11 protein-coding genes are annotated in these 15,061 nt (G+C 56.2%); 7 read left to right on the top strand and 4 right to left on the bottom strand.

Annotated elements, in window-relative coordinates:
* Positions 1 to 87: 87 nt before the first annotated feature.
* The 3 genes from VEV40_RS15130 to VEV40_RS15120 all read left to right on the top strand — a co-directional run bounded on the left by VEV40_RS15130 (position 88) and on the right by VEV40_RS15120 (position 2,574).
* Positions 88 to 1,152, top strand: coding sequence for an AraC family transcriptional regulator (locus tag VEV40_RS15130; RefSeq protein WP_324833498.1), 1,065 nt, complete (start codon positions 88 to 90; stop codon positions 1,150 to 1,152).
* Between the two features lie 382 nt (positions 1,153 to 1,534).
* Positions 1,535 to 2,308 carry a methanethiol S-methyltransferase gene (mddA, locus tag VEV40_RS15125; protein ID WP_324833496.1) on the top strand — a complete coding sequence of 258 codons (774 nt, stop codon included), beginning with the start codon at positions 1,535 to 1,537 and terminating at the stop codon, positions 2,306 to 2,308.
* Positions 2,309 to 2,325: 17 nt separating this feature from the next.
* Positions 2,326 to 2,574 carry an SDR family NAD(P)-dependent oxidoreductase gene (locus VEV40_RS15120; RefSeq protein WP_324833494.1) on the top strand — a complete coding sequence of 83 codons (249 nt, stop codon included), beginning with the start codon at positions 2,326 to 2,328 and terminating at the stop codon, positions 2,572 to 2,574.
* Between the two features lie 297 nt (positions 2,575 to 2,871).
* On the opposite strand, the gene VEV40_RS15115 is transcribed toward VEV40_RS15120, so the two are convergent.
* On the bottom strand, positions 2,872 to 4,119 hold the full coding sequence (locus VEV40_RS15115) for a vanadium-dependent haloperoxidase (RefSeq protein WP_324833492.1): 1,248 nt from the start codon (positions 4,117 to 4,119) through the stop codon (positions 2,872 to 2,874).
* 194 nt (positions 4,120 to 4,313) lie between these two features.
* On the opposite strand from VEV40_RS15115, the gene VEV40_RS15110 reads away from it, so the two are divergent.
* The gene (locus VEV40_RS15110; protein WP_324833490.1) at positions 4,314 to 6,305 is read left to right on the top strand and encodes a tetratricopeptide repeat protein; all 1,992 of its coding nucleotides are present in this window, start codon (positions 4,314 to 4,316) and stop codon (positions 6,303 to 6,305) included.
* A 276-nt stretch (positions 6,306 to 6,581) separates the two neighbouring features.
* Entirely contained in the window at positions 6,582 to 8,522 is a 1,941-nt protein-coding gene (locus VEV40_RS15105) for a S9 family peptidase (protein WP_324833488.1), read from the top strand.
* A 452-nt stretch (positions 8,523 to 8,974) separates the two neighbouring features.
* On the opposite strand, the gene VEV40_RS15100 is transcribed toward VEV40_RS15105, so the two are convergent.
* Together VEV40_RS15100 and VEV40_RS15095 are read right to left on the bottom strand one after the other, a co-directional pair.
* On the bottom strand, positions 8,975 to 10,015 hold the full coding sequence (locus tag VEV40_RS15100; RefSeq protein WP_324833486.1) for a D-alanine--D-alanine ligase family protein: 1,041 nt from the start codon (positions 10,013 to 10,015) through the stop codon (positions 8,975 to 8,977).
* Positions 10,016 to 10,079: 64 nt separating this feature from the next.
* The gene (locus tag VEV40_RS15095) at positions 10,080 to 11,093 is read right to left on the bottom strand and encodes a putative zinc-binding metallopeptidase (RefSeq protein ID WP_324833484.1); all 1,014 of its coding nucleotides are present in this window, start codon (positions 11,091 to 11,093) and stop codon (positions 10,080 to 10,082) included.
* 415 nt (positions 11,094 to 11,508) lie between these two features.
* Here VEV40_RS15095 and VEV40_RS15090 point away from each other — a divergent pair, with 415 nt between their 5' ends.
* Both VEV40_RS15090 and VEV40_RS15085 read left to right on the top strand, forming a co-directional pair.
* A complete protein-coding gene (locus tag VEV40_RS15090; protein ID WP_324833482.1) occupies positions 11,509 to 12,831 on the top strand; it encodes a vanadium-dependent haloperoxidase in 1,323 nt (440 codons plus the stop codon).
* A gap of 26 nt (positions 12,832 to 12,857) precedes the next feature.
* Positions 12,858 to 13,571 (top strand): helix-turn-helix domain-containing protein, encoded by a 714-nt coding sequence (locus tag VEV40_RS15085; RefSeq protein WP_324833481.1) that lies wholly within the window; start codon positions 12,858 to 12,860, stop codon positions 13,569 to 13,571.
* On the opposite strand, the gene VEV40_RS15080 is transcribed toward VEV40_RS15085, so the two are convergent.
* On the bottom strand, positions 13,561 to 14,685 hold the full coding sequence (locus VEV40_RS15080) for an acyl-CoA dehydrogenase family protein (protein WP_324833479.1): 1,125 nt from the start codon (positions 14,683 to 14,685) through the stop codon (positions 13,561 to 13,563). The genes VEV40_RS15085 and VEV40_RS15080 overlap by 11 nt on opposite strands.
* Positions 14,686 to 15,061 lie beyond the last annotated feature (376 nt).

The raw sequence follows: 15,061 nt of genomic DNA, 5'->3' as shown, positions 1-15,061 counted from the left end.
AGGCTTCAACAAGACCTACTATGCGTCTCCACCGCCGCCCCTGCTTGTCCGCGCGTCCGTCTTTTTTGATTGCCGCATGCTTGTCGTATGATGACTTTGCCTCAGAGTCCGGGAGCGTTTGCCGGGCGTCCCATGGGAGGACAAATGGACGTGCTTTCCGAAGTGCTGAAGGTCGTAAAACTTCAGGGGGCTCTGTTCTACCAGGGAGAATTTTCTTCTCCATGGGGTTTCTATTCGCCACCCTCTAGCACGGTCGCGCCCTATGTAGCGCCAGGCGCGAGGCACGTCATCATCTATCACTTAGTTACGGGCGGGCGTGCCTCTGCCCGGTTGGTAGATGGCCAGCGCATCATTCTCCAGGCAGGCGACATTGTGATCTTTCCCCATGGCGATGCGCACTTCCTGGAGAACGGGCCAGCGGTGAAAGCCATGGACATGGTGAAGGAACTGGCTCGAATTCTCTCTCAGGGGTTGAAGCTATCGCGCCAAGGTGGCGGAGGAGAAGTTACGAAGTTCGTGTGTGGCTTCATGGCGTGTGAGCCACTGTTAAGCCAGGTTTTTCTCAGCGGCCTGCCACCGGTGTTCAAGGTCAGTATTCGCGGTGATGCCTCGGGAAGATGGCTGGAAGACTCGATTCGCTTTTCGGTAAATGAGACGGACGCTTCTCGCGCCGGTGGAGAAGCGGTCTTGGCCAAATTGTCGGAGGTTTTGTTTGTTGAGACGCTGCGTATCTACATTGCGCAACTTCCAGCAGAACAAACCGGTTGGCTGGCTGGCGCCCGCGACTTGGAAGTCGGAAAGACTCTGGCGCTCATGCACCGAAATCCTGCGCACCCTTGGACCATTGCTGCCCTGGCAGCAGAAGCTGGAGTGTCACGCTCGGTTCTTGCGGAGCGCTTCCGACATTATCTTAAAGAACCTCCAATGGCGTACCTCACGCGCTGGCGACTTCAGTTGGGAGCGCAGATGCTTACTTCGACCAGTTATTCGGTGGCTCAGATAGCATCCGAGGTCGGCTACGAGTCTGAAGCCTCTTTCAACCGGGCGTTCAAGCGCGAGTTCACCGTTCCTCCCGCGCGTTTCCGCACTCAATCGAGGTCGGGGCATACGACGGGCCCGGCGAAGAGATCAGACTCAGTGAATAGAGGCTGAGTACGGAACCGGCAACCAGAAGGAGATCTTCTCCATCGCATCCGATTAGAAGCTAAATTGGGAAACACCTCGACATCTGCAAGAGAGCCAGCGCAAAAAGAGGCGGAGCGACAAAGCCCCATGGAGCGGAAAGTGCGCTTTGAAAAACAAAAGCCCCGCTCAGTGTGAACCCCCGCCAGGACTCCAGAAAACGCGTTCATTGGCTTCCTCCGGGATGGACAGCAAAGATTTCCGGAAGACCTGCAAAGCAATGCACACGCTCAGGACGATCGGGCAAGAATTCCCGACGCCTGAACATAGTTTGTCCTGCTGCAGACCCGCACAATTCTAGTGTGGCGCCCCAAACCACGCAATCACGCAATTTCAAAGGAGCTGCATCAGCATGACAAATCGAGTGTTGACTTTTCTCTACGGAGCTATGTGCTACGTGATCTTTCTCGCCACTTTCCTGTACGCCGTCGGATTCATAGGGAACTTCGCGGTTCCCAAGTCCATGGATTCAGCATCGACAGGTTCGCTCCAATCTGCATTTCTAATTGACCTGGGACTACTCGCGATCTTCGCTTTACAGCATAGTGTGATGGCACGGCCAGTCTTCAAGCGTGCCGTCATTCGGATACTCCCCGCTGCCATCGAGCGCAGCACCTATGTGCTGGCAAGCAGCGCAGCCCTCTTGCTCCTCTTTTGGCAGTGGAGGCCTCTCGGAGGAAACATCTGGAACGTCCAGAGTGTAGTCGGACGACTGGTGCTTTATGGGGGATTCGGCGCGGGCTGGCTTCTGGTGCTGTTGGCCACTTTTGCGATCAGTCACTTTGATCTATTTGGTCTGCGGCAAGTTTGGAGACATTTCCTCGGACAGCCAGAGTCGAGCCTCCGATTCTCGACGCCGTTTCTCTATCGCATCGTTCGACACCCCCTGTATGTAGGCTGGCTTCTCGCCTTCTGGTGCACGCCCACCATGACGGTCACCCACCTGTTCTTCGCTGTCATCACCACTGCGTACATCCTGATTGCAATCCAACTGGAAGAGCACGATCTGATGAAAGCGCACCCAGAATATGCGCGCTATCGCGAACAGGTTCCAATGCTAGTTCCGGGAATGAGTGGGCGTGGGGTGAGTCGGCCGGCTGCGGGCTCGACAGTCAGTCCAGATTGAGGAGGATTGATCCAAGCATGGGAACTCAAGGTCATGGGCATGTTTACCCGGAATCTTGTAGCCATGCAATTGTTCCGTATATGTTGCGTCAAAACTACGGGCGTATTGTGAACGTAGCGTCGATCGCCGGCAAGGAAGGGAATCCGAATACTACCGCATATAGTGCATCTTATCCCCGATATGTAATAAACATTTGCCGCATTTGGTTGATCATCTGCTCTGGAACCATCCTGTTGAATAACAGTGAGCGATCAAGAAAGCGATGAGCGTGTCATCTGCCGCTTGCGCCTCGTTAAAATGGGCGTGACTCCAATCCCCGGATTCTTCGGTGCGACTAATATGTAATCGCCAAGTATTAAATCGGGCCGTCTGTTTCACCTTCTTGTGGCTCGATGAGTGGGTTGCCCCTGTTCGCGCCAACTGAGAACACATTTCGGAATAGGGTGTCGTGCGGTCTCCTTTTCGGGCCACCCTGACCGCACAATCACCAGCGCGCATAATGCGAAACGAGACGTTCTTGTGCGCGGCATCAGTCATTGCCGTGCATGGGGCACAGGTTGTTCTTATAGACTGCTGTGCCGAACGGCCCGGCCCAACACCGCGCCCGCGTCTTGGTCGGTTCGAAAATGGATCCCCCCATAAACCCGCGCGTCCGAGATGTCGTCGGTAATCTGCTTGAACGAGGTGTAGTGCAGCACAGTGGTTGACGCGCCTGGGTTCGATACCGTGATCGAATGTCCGGCTTCGCCGTAAAGGCGCCTCATCACCTCAGCTCCCCCATTGCTCCCCGCGCCGTGATTAGAGGGATAGCTAGGGAAACACGGAGTCACGATGAAAGGAAGAAAGTTCGGATCGGCCTCGGTCTTTGGGTTGCCGTCTGTGTCGCCTGCGCGGATCGCAGTTTCGGGGCGCCAGAAGTTGTAGTGGTATTTGTTGAAGAACGCGGAGACCAGGCTGTCGCTGATCGCCATGTTGATCAGCGCCAGGGCCCGGGCGTTCTCCGCCAGCGTACGCTGCTGTTGTTGCGCGACCTGCCTTGCGGCCTGATTCAAGACTAGGGTTGGCGTGGACAACTCGTAGAAGAGCACGACTTCAGCCCTATCCTGGGGCCGCTCCGTGCTGTCGGCGCTTCCAACCGTCATCACCTCGTTGTAGGTCTTGGCGTACGCGTTGCTCGTGAGCGCCGGCGGTGGGCCAAGCAGATAGTCGCTGGCACGCAGGATGCCAAATGGTGTTACGTTCTGCCAATGAAAGAAAGCTCCGACTGCAACTCCATTTATGATCGGACAACTCGGCGTGGCCTGATATTCACCCGGAACCGCGGGTCCAGGTACCTTGAATTGTGCCGGCGATGAACCGTCGCTGGCGCGAAGTGTGATCATTGCAGCAGCCGCGGCGTCGCCGGTGGCTACGCCTTTATTCTTAGCGTCGCCGTCGGGAATCGAAGCCAGCGAGTTCATGAGAGCCGGATTGAGCGTCGCCGCGCTGCCAGGGAAATACGTGATGAGCACGTGATAGGCGGCCTCGATGGCTGCTGCGTCTGCCGAAGCGCCGTGTGGCGCGACGATCGTTCCAAGATACGGTTGGTAGTCGCCCCTGATGGCGTTGACGGCTTCAAAGACCGCTAGCTGGACAATCGCCGCAGTTCGCGCCTGAGAGAATGGGTTCTGTCCGTTCGCGATGGCTGTGTTGACCGCAATTTCATTCCAGTCCAGAACGGCATCGGCCTTTGCGGCGGCAGACCCGACCACTAGCGTTGCCGCCAACATGAACAAGCCAACAGGCCTTGCACAATCATGCGTCCTCTCCATTGAGCTTCCTCCTTTTTCCACTGCCTTCAGCCAGTGTTGGCCCGCATTCTTGCGGTTGAGGGCATGGTTGTCCATACCCAAGCGCGTGTCGCGGCGTTATGATTTGTGTCGCGCCAAGTGGAACTATTTCTTGTGCTTACGTTGGCATTTTCGAGTGTGTTGTAAAATCCTTTCACTTACCTGCGAGGTGGGTCATGGGCTCCGACCCAGTCCGGGTGCAGCAACCGAGCCGGTTCGGCGAAGATTATGAACTTGATCTCCGTCTCCGGCGATTGTGCCGCGGCCCTCATGCCGTAAAGCTGGAGCGCATCCCACTGGAGATCCTCATCCTGCTCATTGAGCACAAGGGCGAGATTGTCACCCGCGACGAAATCGTCTCGAGGGTTTGGGGCAGTGGTGTTTTCCTCGATACCGACAACAGCATCCGCGGCGCGATCCGAAAACTTCGCCATGCGCTGAAGGATGATGCCGAGAGTCCCCGCTTTATTCAAACAGTCACCGGACAGGGGTATCGCTTCATCGGGCCCGTCGAAGAAATCGCGACAGAGACACCCAGCCCGGAGACATCAACTGGCTCTGTGATCGGGCCTGATCTCCTATCGAAACCCGATGGCCATTTGCCGTCCCCGGGACCGCGCTCGAAAGACGAAAAACAAACTCAAGCGGCGGCAAAAATCACCGTTCCAGGAATCGCCCCCAGACATTCGTATGTCCGAAAGTGGCTTTGGGCTGGGGTTTTGTGTTTGCTGGCAGTCGTCGCCGTTGCGGGCTATTACTTGACCCGGAGGCGCGCGGCGGATGCAAAGGTTCCCAAGATCAAGTCCCTCGCAGTAATACCTCTGAAAAACCTTTCCGGCGATCCGGCACAGGAATATATCGCGGACGGCATGACTGAAGAAGTGATCGGACGTCTGGCGACGATCCGCGGCCTTCGTGTGATCTCCCGTACATCGGTAATGCAATTCAAAGACACTAAACTTCTGGCTCCGGAAATCGCAAAAACGCTCGGAGTGGACGCCCTCGTAGAAGGGTCGGTGATCCGCGAAGGCAGCAGGGTTCGCGTTCACGCGCAGCTGATCCGTGCATCGACTGACGAGCACTTCTGGTCCGAGACCTACGACCGCGAACTGGGCGACGCCCTCACGCTGGAGAGCGAGGTTGCGCAAGCCATCGCACGAAGAGTGGAGGTCACAGTTACGGGGGATGAGCGTGCAAGGCTCGCCGTGGCGCGTCCTGTCTCGCCGGAAGTGTACGAGGTCTATCTCAAAGGCCTCTCCACCGCAGGCAACAACCGGGCCGACTTCGAAACGAGAATCGCATACTTTGAAGAAGCTATCAAAAGGGACCCGACATTTGCGCCGGCTTACGTCGGCCTGGCAAGAGGATACGACAGACTGGGTACATTCTTCATCGGCGCCGCTCCCCCCGGCGAAACCCGTCCGAAGGTGATCCGCCTCGCGCAAAAGGCGCTGGAATTGGACCCTGACCTACCTGAAGCGCACGTCTTGTTGGGCGAAACGTATATGAGCCTGTGGCGGTGGTCCGAAGCCGAAGCTGAATTCAGGCGCGCGTTCGATTTGAATCCCAACGACCCTGCGGCGAGTGACGGACTGAATGAATGGTTCTTGTGCCACGGACGGATCGAGGAAGCGCTGGTTTGGGCCCGCCGTCGAAGCGAGCTTGACCCTCTTGGAGGGTCCGGCGCGATCGGATGGACTCTGTTCAACGCCCATCGTTACGACGAGGCAATCCGTGAATTCCGAAATGATCTGGCGCTAAAGCCGGACGACGGAGGAGCCCTGTGGTCGTTTGGGGTTGTGCTCATCTGTAATCATCAAGTCGAAGAGGCAATCACCGTGCTGGAAAAGGCAGCTTCCATTACCGACCGCAGCCCTGGGGTGATCGGTACGCTGATCTGGGCGTATGCCCATGCCGGGCGACGCGCGGATGCGCTTCGGTTACTTGGAGAATTGAAGAAGCGCCAGCAGACCGGGTACATCCCTGCAGCTGTCTTTGTGAATGCTTATGTAGGGCTCGGCGATAACGATGAAGCGTTTGCGTGGTTTGAGCGCGCCTATCAGGAAAAATCCAGTATCCTGAAATTCCTCAAGGTCTTCCCCCCATATGATCCTTTGCGCGGTGACCCCCGCTTTCAGGATCTAGTCCGCCGTGTTGGGCTGAACTGACCTTCAAAGATAGCTAAAGTGGTAGAGTCAGACTTCGTGAAACATCACACCATTATTCATTTAATGGTAAATCGCCAATGCACTCATCGAAGTCGCCTAAGTTCTCCTCAAGCACGACAGTACCATCTATAGCACAGAGTCTATCTTGGAAAGATCGTCAACCCAGCTTTTCGGGAAGACCGAAGTCTAGTTATTGATTTTAGTGGGTCGCGTTACACTCCTAGAGGTATTTGAGAGCCTCGCACATTCATTAAGCAAAGGAGCATAGGTAAGCACATGCGACTGACAGGAATTATTTGCGGATGGCTGGGAGCCCTGGTAGTAGCATCGGGCGCGGGATGGGCTCAGACTGAAGCAACCTCACAGCAAACCCCGGCCAGGCACGCCTTCGCCGCCAAAGACTGGGCAACTCTCCGCAGTGCCAGCGCTACAGCAATGTCTCCCGATGGAACCATCCTGTATCAGGTGAACTTCGGAGGTGCCACAGGACCAACGCATAAAGAGTGGTGGACTACGTCCTCCGATGGCAGCCATGCAATGAAGCTCACTTTGTCAGATGATTTCTCTCCCAAGGGCTTTACCAGCGATGGCAAGAGTCTTTATGGTACATGGAAGGTAAACAAGCTAGGCCAACTGGCCGTATTTCCTCTAGTCGAAGGCAAGGGCGCCGCCGTACCTTCCACAGTCGTCTTGCTGCCCCGCGGCACAGACACGGTAGCGGCTTCTCCAGACGGCAGGCACTTTGCGATTATCGCTGATCCTCGCCTTCCAGATCCATTGGAGGATGTGCGACATGTGCAGGAGCCTGAGCAATCCAGCCTTTACGTCGTAAATGTAGACGGCACAGGTGGCCAGTGGTGGTGCAGCAACCTCAAGAGCATCTCTGAAATCGCATGGAATCCCGATGCGACATCACTCGCGCTCCTTTCATCACTACCCCGGATCGGCCACCACGACGTAAGCACGGCTATAGATGTATGCGGCGCATCCGGCGCAAGGCACATGGCTGATATTCCCAACTCTGCAAGCGGTATCGGATGGACCGACAGAGGACAAGAGATTGCGTTTCTTTCCACGAAGTCTGCGGTTCTGACTCCCGAGCATGTGTGGACTGTGCCTGCTGCTGGAGGAACCGCAGAGGATCGAACGGCCACGCTCGACGGGACGGCGTTGCAGCTTGCAGGTGATGTGCGAGGACATATCTGGGTGCTGGTGGACCGCGGCGTTCGAAACGAAGTGGATGAGTTTCAAAATGGCGGGTTGAAGCCGATGTATCGCTGGGCCGACGGAGTGCTCTCCGGCGTGCCGATCAGTGCCGAATATACGTCTGCGACCGAGCGGGTGGCGCTTACTGTGGGCGATCCTACACACGCTCGGAATGTGGCTGTACCAGAAGGCGATCATCTGCGCAAAATCACACGTGAAGGCGATGAACAGCTTGGCGCAATGGACCTAGGGCCAGTGAGCGTCGTACGGTGGAAAAGCAAAGAGGGAATTCCCCTCGAAGGTATTGCGACGTTTCCTGCAGGTTACGTTGAGGGCCAGAAGTATCCGTTCCTGGTCTTGCCGCATGGCGGTCCGGAAGGCAATGATGAGTTGGGACTCGATCCACTAGCACGGAGCATTGCAGGTCTGGGCTATGTGGTATTGCAGCCGGAATACCGTGGATCGACTGGCTATGGCGCTGATTTTCTAGCCTCAATCTATCAGCACTTCGGCGACCGCGCCTACAGGGACGTGGACAGCGCTACCGACTATGCCGTCGCTCAGGGATGGGCCGATCCCGCACGGCTGGCAATTTTTGGATGGAGTGCGGGAGGGTTCATGACCTCATGGACCGTGACCCAAACGAATCGCTACAAAGCAGCGATTGAGGGTGCAGGTATTACTGACTGGGCGCCATTTCTTTGGACCAGCGATATCCAACAGATCGACTACGATGCCCGCTGGACGGACGAGAACCCGGAAGCCTTCCGGAAATTCTCCGCGGTCGCTTTCGCCGACAAAGTAGCTACCCCCCTGCTGATTCTCCATGGCGAGGCTGACCAGCGTGTACCGACTTTCCAAGGTATCGAGTTCTTCCAGATGCTTGCCGCTCGGGATAAGACCGTACGCATGGTGACCTATCCGGGATCGCCACACTTCCCCACATTATGGGAGCAGAGATTGAACATCATGCAGGAGATAACGGACTGGCTCCAAAAATATAACAAGTAGCGTTACATTTTCGCTTCGGCTTACACGTTATTCAGGGTTCCCAAATCAGTGATAATCCGTCACTGCCTGACAGACTCTTGACCGGCCGTACCTGGAGAGCAAGGAGCACGTGGCGGTTCTTGGTGCTGGAAGCCGCTGACTTGGACGAGGCCCTGGCCTGGGGGCGCAAGGCCACCGTCGCTTGTTGGGCGCTGGTTGAGGTACGCGTTTAACTGACGGAGTGCCCCCACGGAAGCAGCTGGGCGGCAATGGCAACACTCCGACTTCCACAAAAGTCGGCTCTCGGAAACTGGACGGATTAGTACCGACAAGCGCGCTTGCATTGAGTACTTGTCTGAGTGGTCGGCAATCCGCAGGTTTGACGAATCTTCGCCATGAAGCGGTAATGAGTCGCCAATATCGGGATCGCCTATTAGTATGCGGGAGCAATGCGGACGGCAATTCTCTTTGACCTACCTTGATCGGGCGCGGGCCAGCTCCACGATCTTATTGATCATGTCCGTGTACGTGTAGCCAGCCTTTTTGGCTGCCATGGTGAATTCTGCGGTGCTGGCGAGCCATGGATTTGGGTTCGCTTCGATAACGTACACCTCGCCTTTCTTGTTCAAGCGCATATCAATGCGGCCATAGTCGCGCAGCTTGAGGGCGCGATAGGCGGCGAGCGCGGTGTCCTGAAGTTTTTTCGTGGTCTCTTCGTCGAGATCTTCGACCGGCGCGGATTTTGTCACCTTGTAGGCCTCGGTCTCGTGATCGAACTTCACATCGTGACAGGCGATCCGCGGGGTTCCCTTAGGAAGCCTGGAGAGGTCAAGTTCAATCAGCGGAAGAACCTCGGCGTTATCGTTGCCCAGAATGGCGGTGTAGATTTCGCGGCCTTCAATGTACTCCTCAATGAGCGCCGGGCTGTCGAATTCCTCGTGGATATAGTGGATGCGCTCCATCAGCTCTTTCACGCTGTCAACGACGGAGCCGCTGTCGATGCCGATGGATCCGTCTTCGGAGACAGGTTTCACAATGAGCGGGAACTCGATATCGTGCGAGTGATCGGTGCGGCCTTTATAGGAGGTTGCAAAGTCGGGGGTCTTTATCTTGTGAAAGTCAAAAATCTTTTTTGCGATCGACTTGTCCTGGGCAAGATAGAGAGCCTGCGGGCCACCGCCAGTATACGAGATGCGCAGTAGGTCCAGATATGCGGCGATGTTCTTGTCCATAGTGTCGTCGCCGCCATAGGACTCTGTGAGGTTGAAGACGAGGTCGGCACCGCACTTTGCGAGCGCTAGCAGCGATTGATTCTTGCCATCGAGGACGTGATAGGAAGGTTCGTGCCCGAGCTTTGTCAACGCCTCGAAAATCTCTTCGCGGTCGTGCAGCGGATCTTTTTTCCTGCGACGTTTGCCAGTCTTGCCGCGCGGCGCCTTGACCGGCTCCGGCTCAGGCTCAGGCGGCCCCTCTTCCCAGACGTCGTGCAATATCGCTACTTTCAGGTTTGCCATAATGCCTCTACTGCTTTTTCCCTGCAACGCATATCAGTGGCCGATGGCAGATGTGAAGCAGCAATCAGGGCAGAATGAACTTGCCCCGAGTGATGTAGTTCATTGCCAGCGCGGTCGCGTACACAGTGACTTCGGTTAAGTATTCTCTTTCAGATTTTATTTCGGCACGGAGGCCGAGATCCCTTACCTTTTCTTCGATGGTTTCCACTACCTTCTTGACCAGAGGACGTTGAACGCCCGTCCAATAATTCACCTTGTCGATGAGGACTTTGCGGTTCTCACGAAGTAGATCGACCGCCGGGCGAACATTATTCCTGCGGCGCTTGGATACGTTGAAGATGTCGCGCAGATCGGTGTCGAGAGGAAGTTCGCCGGGGGTAAGCTGCAGATCGAGCGCACGCTGATAGAACTCGCCAACCGTCACATCCATTTCATCGACGGTGATATCTGTATCACCGTGTGAAACCACAGGGTCGGCATCGCCGAGCTTGCGGCCAATACGATCCATGTAGAGAAGCTTCTTTATCGCGCCCCAGCCTTTGTATCGCTTGCGCCAGTTGGAGCGGGGCGTGAGCCATACCGCGAACGTCTCAGCGAAGTCTTCGTCGGGATGCTTTTGTGCGTACCAGCCCTCCATGTGTCGCACGAACTCACGCGAGAAGGGAACCGGTTTGTAATTGTCCCGGTAAGGCCGCCGGAACGGTCCGAAGATCTTGCGCCATTCTTCCGTTTTATAGAGCGCATAGGCGTAATTGAAGGCGTGGCCTGCCTCGTGGCGCATATACATCATGATCTGGCGCGAGTCTTCGATGTCGTTCATCGCCGATTCAAGGCGCTGCAGTTTCGGATCGGCCAAATAGAACGGGATACCGATGACGGGCTCCAGGTTCGGACATCCCCACTCATCAGTGAGGTAGCACTTGGGGCGGAACCTATAGAGCCCCTTGGCGTCCATCTCTTTGTAGAGTTGCTCTACAAAGCGTTCGAGGGGAGAGCCTTCCAGCTTCAGGCCGAGCTGCTGAATCGGCTTGGAAAGGATCTCCTGAACCTCTGCCGGTGCTTTTTCAAAATTGGCCAAGCTGGTCGAAGCGTAGCACAGGGAAGACGCAGTGCGCTTGACGTTAGGCACTTTCTGGTGGATGTGCTAAGGCGTGCAGGCCTAGCTTGAGTGGGCCACCGGCGGTAATTTCCGAGTTGCCGGTGACTCGGGGCTTGGGCTGACTGGCAATGCAGAAGTCCTGATGGATTTATGGCGTCGGCTTCAATACGACGGTGCCTCGCGGATCAGCCAGTTCACATAAACGCGAACATGCGTGACTTTGCCCGCGTTCATCTCAGTGTCCTCCATCGCACCAGCAAAGGTGGTTCACTTTTAGGGCTTTCCCATGGACAGTGATTGCCGTACTGTCTCGGATGGATGTCGCCGTTGAATTCTACAGGTTCAAGCGACTTCCGACATTGTCGACAGGAGGGATATGGCGATGAGACCGAAGATGATCAGAAAGACTTTTCTTTGGGCGATGTTGAGTTTGAGCGTCGCTTGCGCCCAGAGCGAAGACAGCTTGTCATGCAAAAACGATATCGAAGCAGAGCACCCGGGGCAAATTACAAACGCGGTTGTCTTCTGGAGCGCAGTGGCGGATAACAGCATCGTCACTGTAGGCGGTAAGTCACCACAACAGGGTTCCATCGAGACGGCGATGGTTCAGACCGCAGTGTACGACGCAGTAAACGCCATTTGTGGATATCCGTACACTGCTTATGCGGTCAAGCCGGAGGTGCAGGTCCCAGCGCTGACAGAGGCAGCAGTGGCTTCGGCAGCCCACGACGTGTTGGCTTCTCTCTATCCGGCTCAGGCACCTGCGCTCGATCAGCAACTTGCAGATTATCTTGGCGCTATCCCGGGACACACCAGGGCAAAGCTCAACGGCATTCATGTAGGCCAGCAGACCGCGGCCGGTATTGTCGAATTGAGAGCCGACGATGGGAGGGATTCCGGCCCTGGCTGGATTCCGCCTCTGGCGGGGCCGGGCATCTGGCAGCCTACACCGCCTGGTTTCCTGCCGCCCGCCACGCCCTGGATCCGAGCTGTGACGCCATGGACGATGACCAGTCCGTCGCAGTTCCAGGCCCCGCCGCCGCCCACGCTCGACAGCGACGTATGGTTGCATGACTACTCTGAGAGTAAGGCATATGGTGGGGCCACCGGCAGCCTTCGCACGCCAGCCCAAACCGACCTTGCGGAATTCGTTGGCGGCCCCGGCGTCCACCCGATGCTGCAGTGGCATGGCACCTGGCGCAGCATTGCAAGCGATCAGAAGCTTTCGGTTCTCGAAGCGGCTCGTCTGTTCGCAATGCTATCGACGGTGTCGTCCGATGCTCTGATTGCTTGTTGGGACTCGAAATATCAGTACGGCTTCTGGCGGCCGGTGACAGCCATCCGCGCCGGTGGCGGGAACCCATCGCTGACAGCAGATCCTACATGGATCGGAGTTGTGATTACGCCGAACCATCCTGAGTATCCTGCTGCGCATGGGTGCTTCAGTAGCTCGGTTGTCGAGGTGCTCAGATCGTATTTCCATTCCGATCGCTTGAATTTCACCATGACCAGTCCAGCACCCGGGTTGCTTCAGCCGGTCCGATCGTACGACCATTTTAGCCAAGCTTTGACCGATATCCTTGACGCCCGAGTCTACGGTGGAATGCACTATCGCAACTCGACCATCGTCGGCGCGGAACTAGGTCGGAAGGTCGCGCGCCAGGCGCTTGAACGCTTCTTCGTTCCTAGGCAAGATGACCGGCGGTTCAAAAAATAGACTTGCCGAGGCGTAAGAAAGATATCATGCTCTACCGAATGAAAGGTTATGGCCAGTTTTGTCCTGTGGCGCTGGCTTCAGAAGTCTTCGCCGAGCGCTGGACGCCCTTGATTCTGAGGGAATTGTTGTCCGGCGCCCGGCGCTTCGCTGACATCCATAGGGGCGTGCCACGTATATCCCGTAACCTGCTATGCCAGCGTCTCGACACCCTGGCCTATGTCGGGATTATCGAGCGTAAGCCGCTCCCAAATGCACGAGGCTCCGAGTATCATCTCACCGAAGCGGGTCGGGAATTCGGGCCCGTAATTGAGGCCCTGGGAACATGGGGGTTCAAGTGGTCAAGCCGCGACCTCAGAGACGAACACCTTGACCCCGACTTCCTCATGTGGGTTCTGCACAAGCTGGTTCGGAGAGAAAACCTGCCGAACCACCGGGTCGTTGTGTTCTTTCAATTTCGCCAGGCGCCCAAGCGGCGTTACTGGCTTATTCTGAACCGGCCTGAAGTTGATGTGTGCCTCTTTGACCCGGGATTTGGGATCGACCTCGAAGTGACGGCAGATCTCAGGGCGCTTGCGGATATTTGTCTTGGACACCTCAGATTCCGCGACGCGGTTAGTCGAGGCTGGTTGACTCTGCTCGGTACCAGAAGCGCTTGTAAAGACTTCTCAACGTGGGTGGGGACTGCGCATTTTGGCTCTGGGCCTCCCGCTCAAAACTCAATGTCTGCGTCTACTGCATGATTGGGTTCAATCCCATCGCCAGGCGTCCAGTGAAACGATGTTGCTTCTTGGCGGTCATCGGATGGAACTCTACGGCCTGAGTGTCTCGCAGAATCCTTTCGAGGCCTATGGAGCGAAAATAGCCGGATCCGCCAACTGCCTCAAGCGCTTTGTCGACGGCACGTTTGACTGCCTGGGCGATGATTGTCTTGTGGATCAGTGCGCGGTTCGCGTGTTCGATTCCGGGCACGACATCGAGCTCGTTTGCATTTGAGATCAAGCTTTGCAGAGCCATCTGCGCAGTAGTAAGGTCGGTAAGCATCTCTCCAATCACCAGAGCGTTCACGCCGTCATCGCCTTTGGCCGACGAGATGGCCAGGGCCTTTCCTGCGGCAGCCTCTGCCATGCCGACATATGCTGAGCAAAACATTGGGAGCGCGACCGTCAGGTTCACATTCCAAAAGGGATGGTACTCGCCGCATGGTCGCCGTAGCGTAATCGTCTGCTCCGGGATGAACACGTTATCCAGAACGACCGTATGAGATCCTGTCCCGCGCATCCCCATAGTTTTCCAAACCGGGTCGATGCTGATTCCCCCGGCAGACATCGGAACAGAAAAGTGCAGGACTTGGCGACCCGCCTCAGGATCGTCGTATCGCCCGCTTGTGATGAGAAGGTCGCCGGCTACGCAACTGCTTGCAAAGGACTTCTTTCCGTTAAATAAGTAACCGCCTTCGCAACGTGTCATTACACCACTGGAACTGAGCCAGTCAGCTGCACCGCTGGTTACAAGAACTTTTTCACCCTCCGCAATGGTTCGCAGAAGCGTCTCTCCGGGTTCCCCGTTCCTGTAATTCCACACAGCACTGGCAACTACATGCTGATGCATCGAAAAGGCCAGCGCGGTAGAGCCGCAGGAAACGGCGAGGCCACGAATCAGGGCGCAAGCCTCGCTATAGAGGAGTCCACCGCCTCCGAGTTCTTTCGGCACGAGTACCGAAAACACCTTCGCGGCACGCATCTCCGCATAATTCTCGGCCACAAATTCATCGTTGTTGTCATAGGCGGCGGCCCGCTCAGAAAATGCAGGTGCAAGCGTCGCGAGGATTTTCTTCCAATCTGCGGTAGAACCCATGGTCATGTTCCTTCCTGTGGCTGACGTGACGCAAGGTCTACGTCGTTCCGGCGCGTCTAGCTGTCCTCATCTGAATTCGGAGATGAGCTAGGGGCAGCCAGGGGCTACAAGAGGCCGTAACTCATCAGCTTCCAGACCCGTTTACACGGAACTCCAACTTTACGCATTCGTTTCAATGCACGGCATTGATGCACTACCTTGCGAAGATGATAGCGCGGTCCAACCGAGGAGTTATGTCTGTATTGTTTGAATGCTAGGTCGAAGAGGAGCGCGAGGTGTTACAAGAAGCTGAACTCAGCGCCCAAGCTGATTCAGAGAACAACCTCGGAGGCTCCTCAGAGACGATATGTATTACATCGGACTGGATGTTCACAAG

Source organism: Alloacidobacterium sp. (assembly GCF_035631355.1).
GTDB lineage: Bacteria > Acidobacteriota > Terriglobia > Terriglobales > Acidobacteriaceae > Alloacidobacterium.
The sequence above is the reverse complement of the archived record's forward strand: the minus strand, read 5'-3'. Positions and strand labels throughout refer to the sequence as shown.

Excerpts from the sequence above, each read along its gene's own strand:
- VEV40_RS15085 (WP_324833481.1), top strand. The coding sequence starts at position 12,858 with ATGCTCTACCGAATGAAAGGTTATGGCCAGTTTTGTCCTGTGGCGCTG.
- mddA (WP_324833496.1), top strand. The coding sequence starts at position 1,535 with ATGACAAATCGAGTGTTGACTTTTCTCTACGGAGCTATGTGCTACGTG.
- VEV40_RS15090 (WP_324833482.1), top strand. The coding sequence starts at position 11,509 with ATGATCAGAAAGACTTTTCTTTGGGCGATGTTGAGTTTGAGCGTCGCT.
- VEV40_RS15115 (WP_324833492.1), bottom strand. The coding sequence starts at position 4,119 with ATGGAGAGGACGCATGATTGTGCAAGGCCTGTTGGCTTGTTCATGTTG.
- VEV40_RS15080 (WP_324833479.1), bottom strand. The coding sequence starts at position 14,685 with ATGGGTTCTACCGCAGATTGGAAGAAAATCCTCGCGACGCTTGCACCT.
- VEV40_RS15120 (WP_324833494.1), top strand. The coding sequence starts at position 2,326 with ATGGGAACTCAAGGTCATGGGCATGTTTACCCGGAATCTTGTAGCCAT.
- VEV40_RS15110 (WP_324833490.1), top strand. The coding sequence starts at position 4,314 with ATGGGCTCCGACCCAGTCCGGGTGCAGCAACCGAGCCGGTTCGGCGAA.
- VEV40_RS15130 (WP_324833498.1), top strand. The coding sequence starts at position 88 with ATGATGACTTTGCCTCAGAGTCCGGGAGCGTTTGCCGGGCGTCCCATG.
- VEV40_RS15100 (WP_324833486.1), bottom strand. The coding sequence starts at position 10,015 with ATGGCAAACCTGAAAGTAGCGATATTGCACGACGTCTGGGAAGAGGGG.
- VEV40_RS15105 (WP_324833488.1), top strand. The coding sequence starts at position 6,582 with ATGCGACTGACAGGAATTATTTGCGGATGGCTGGGAGCCCTGGTAGTA.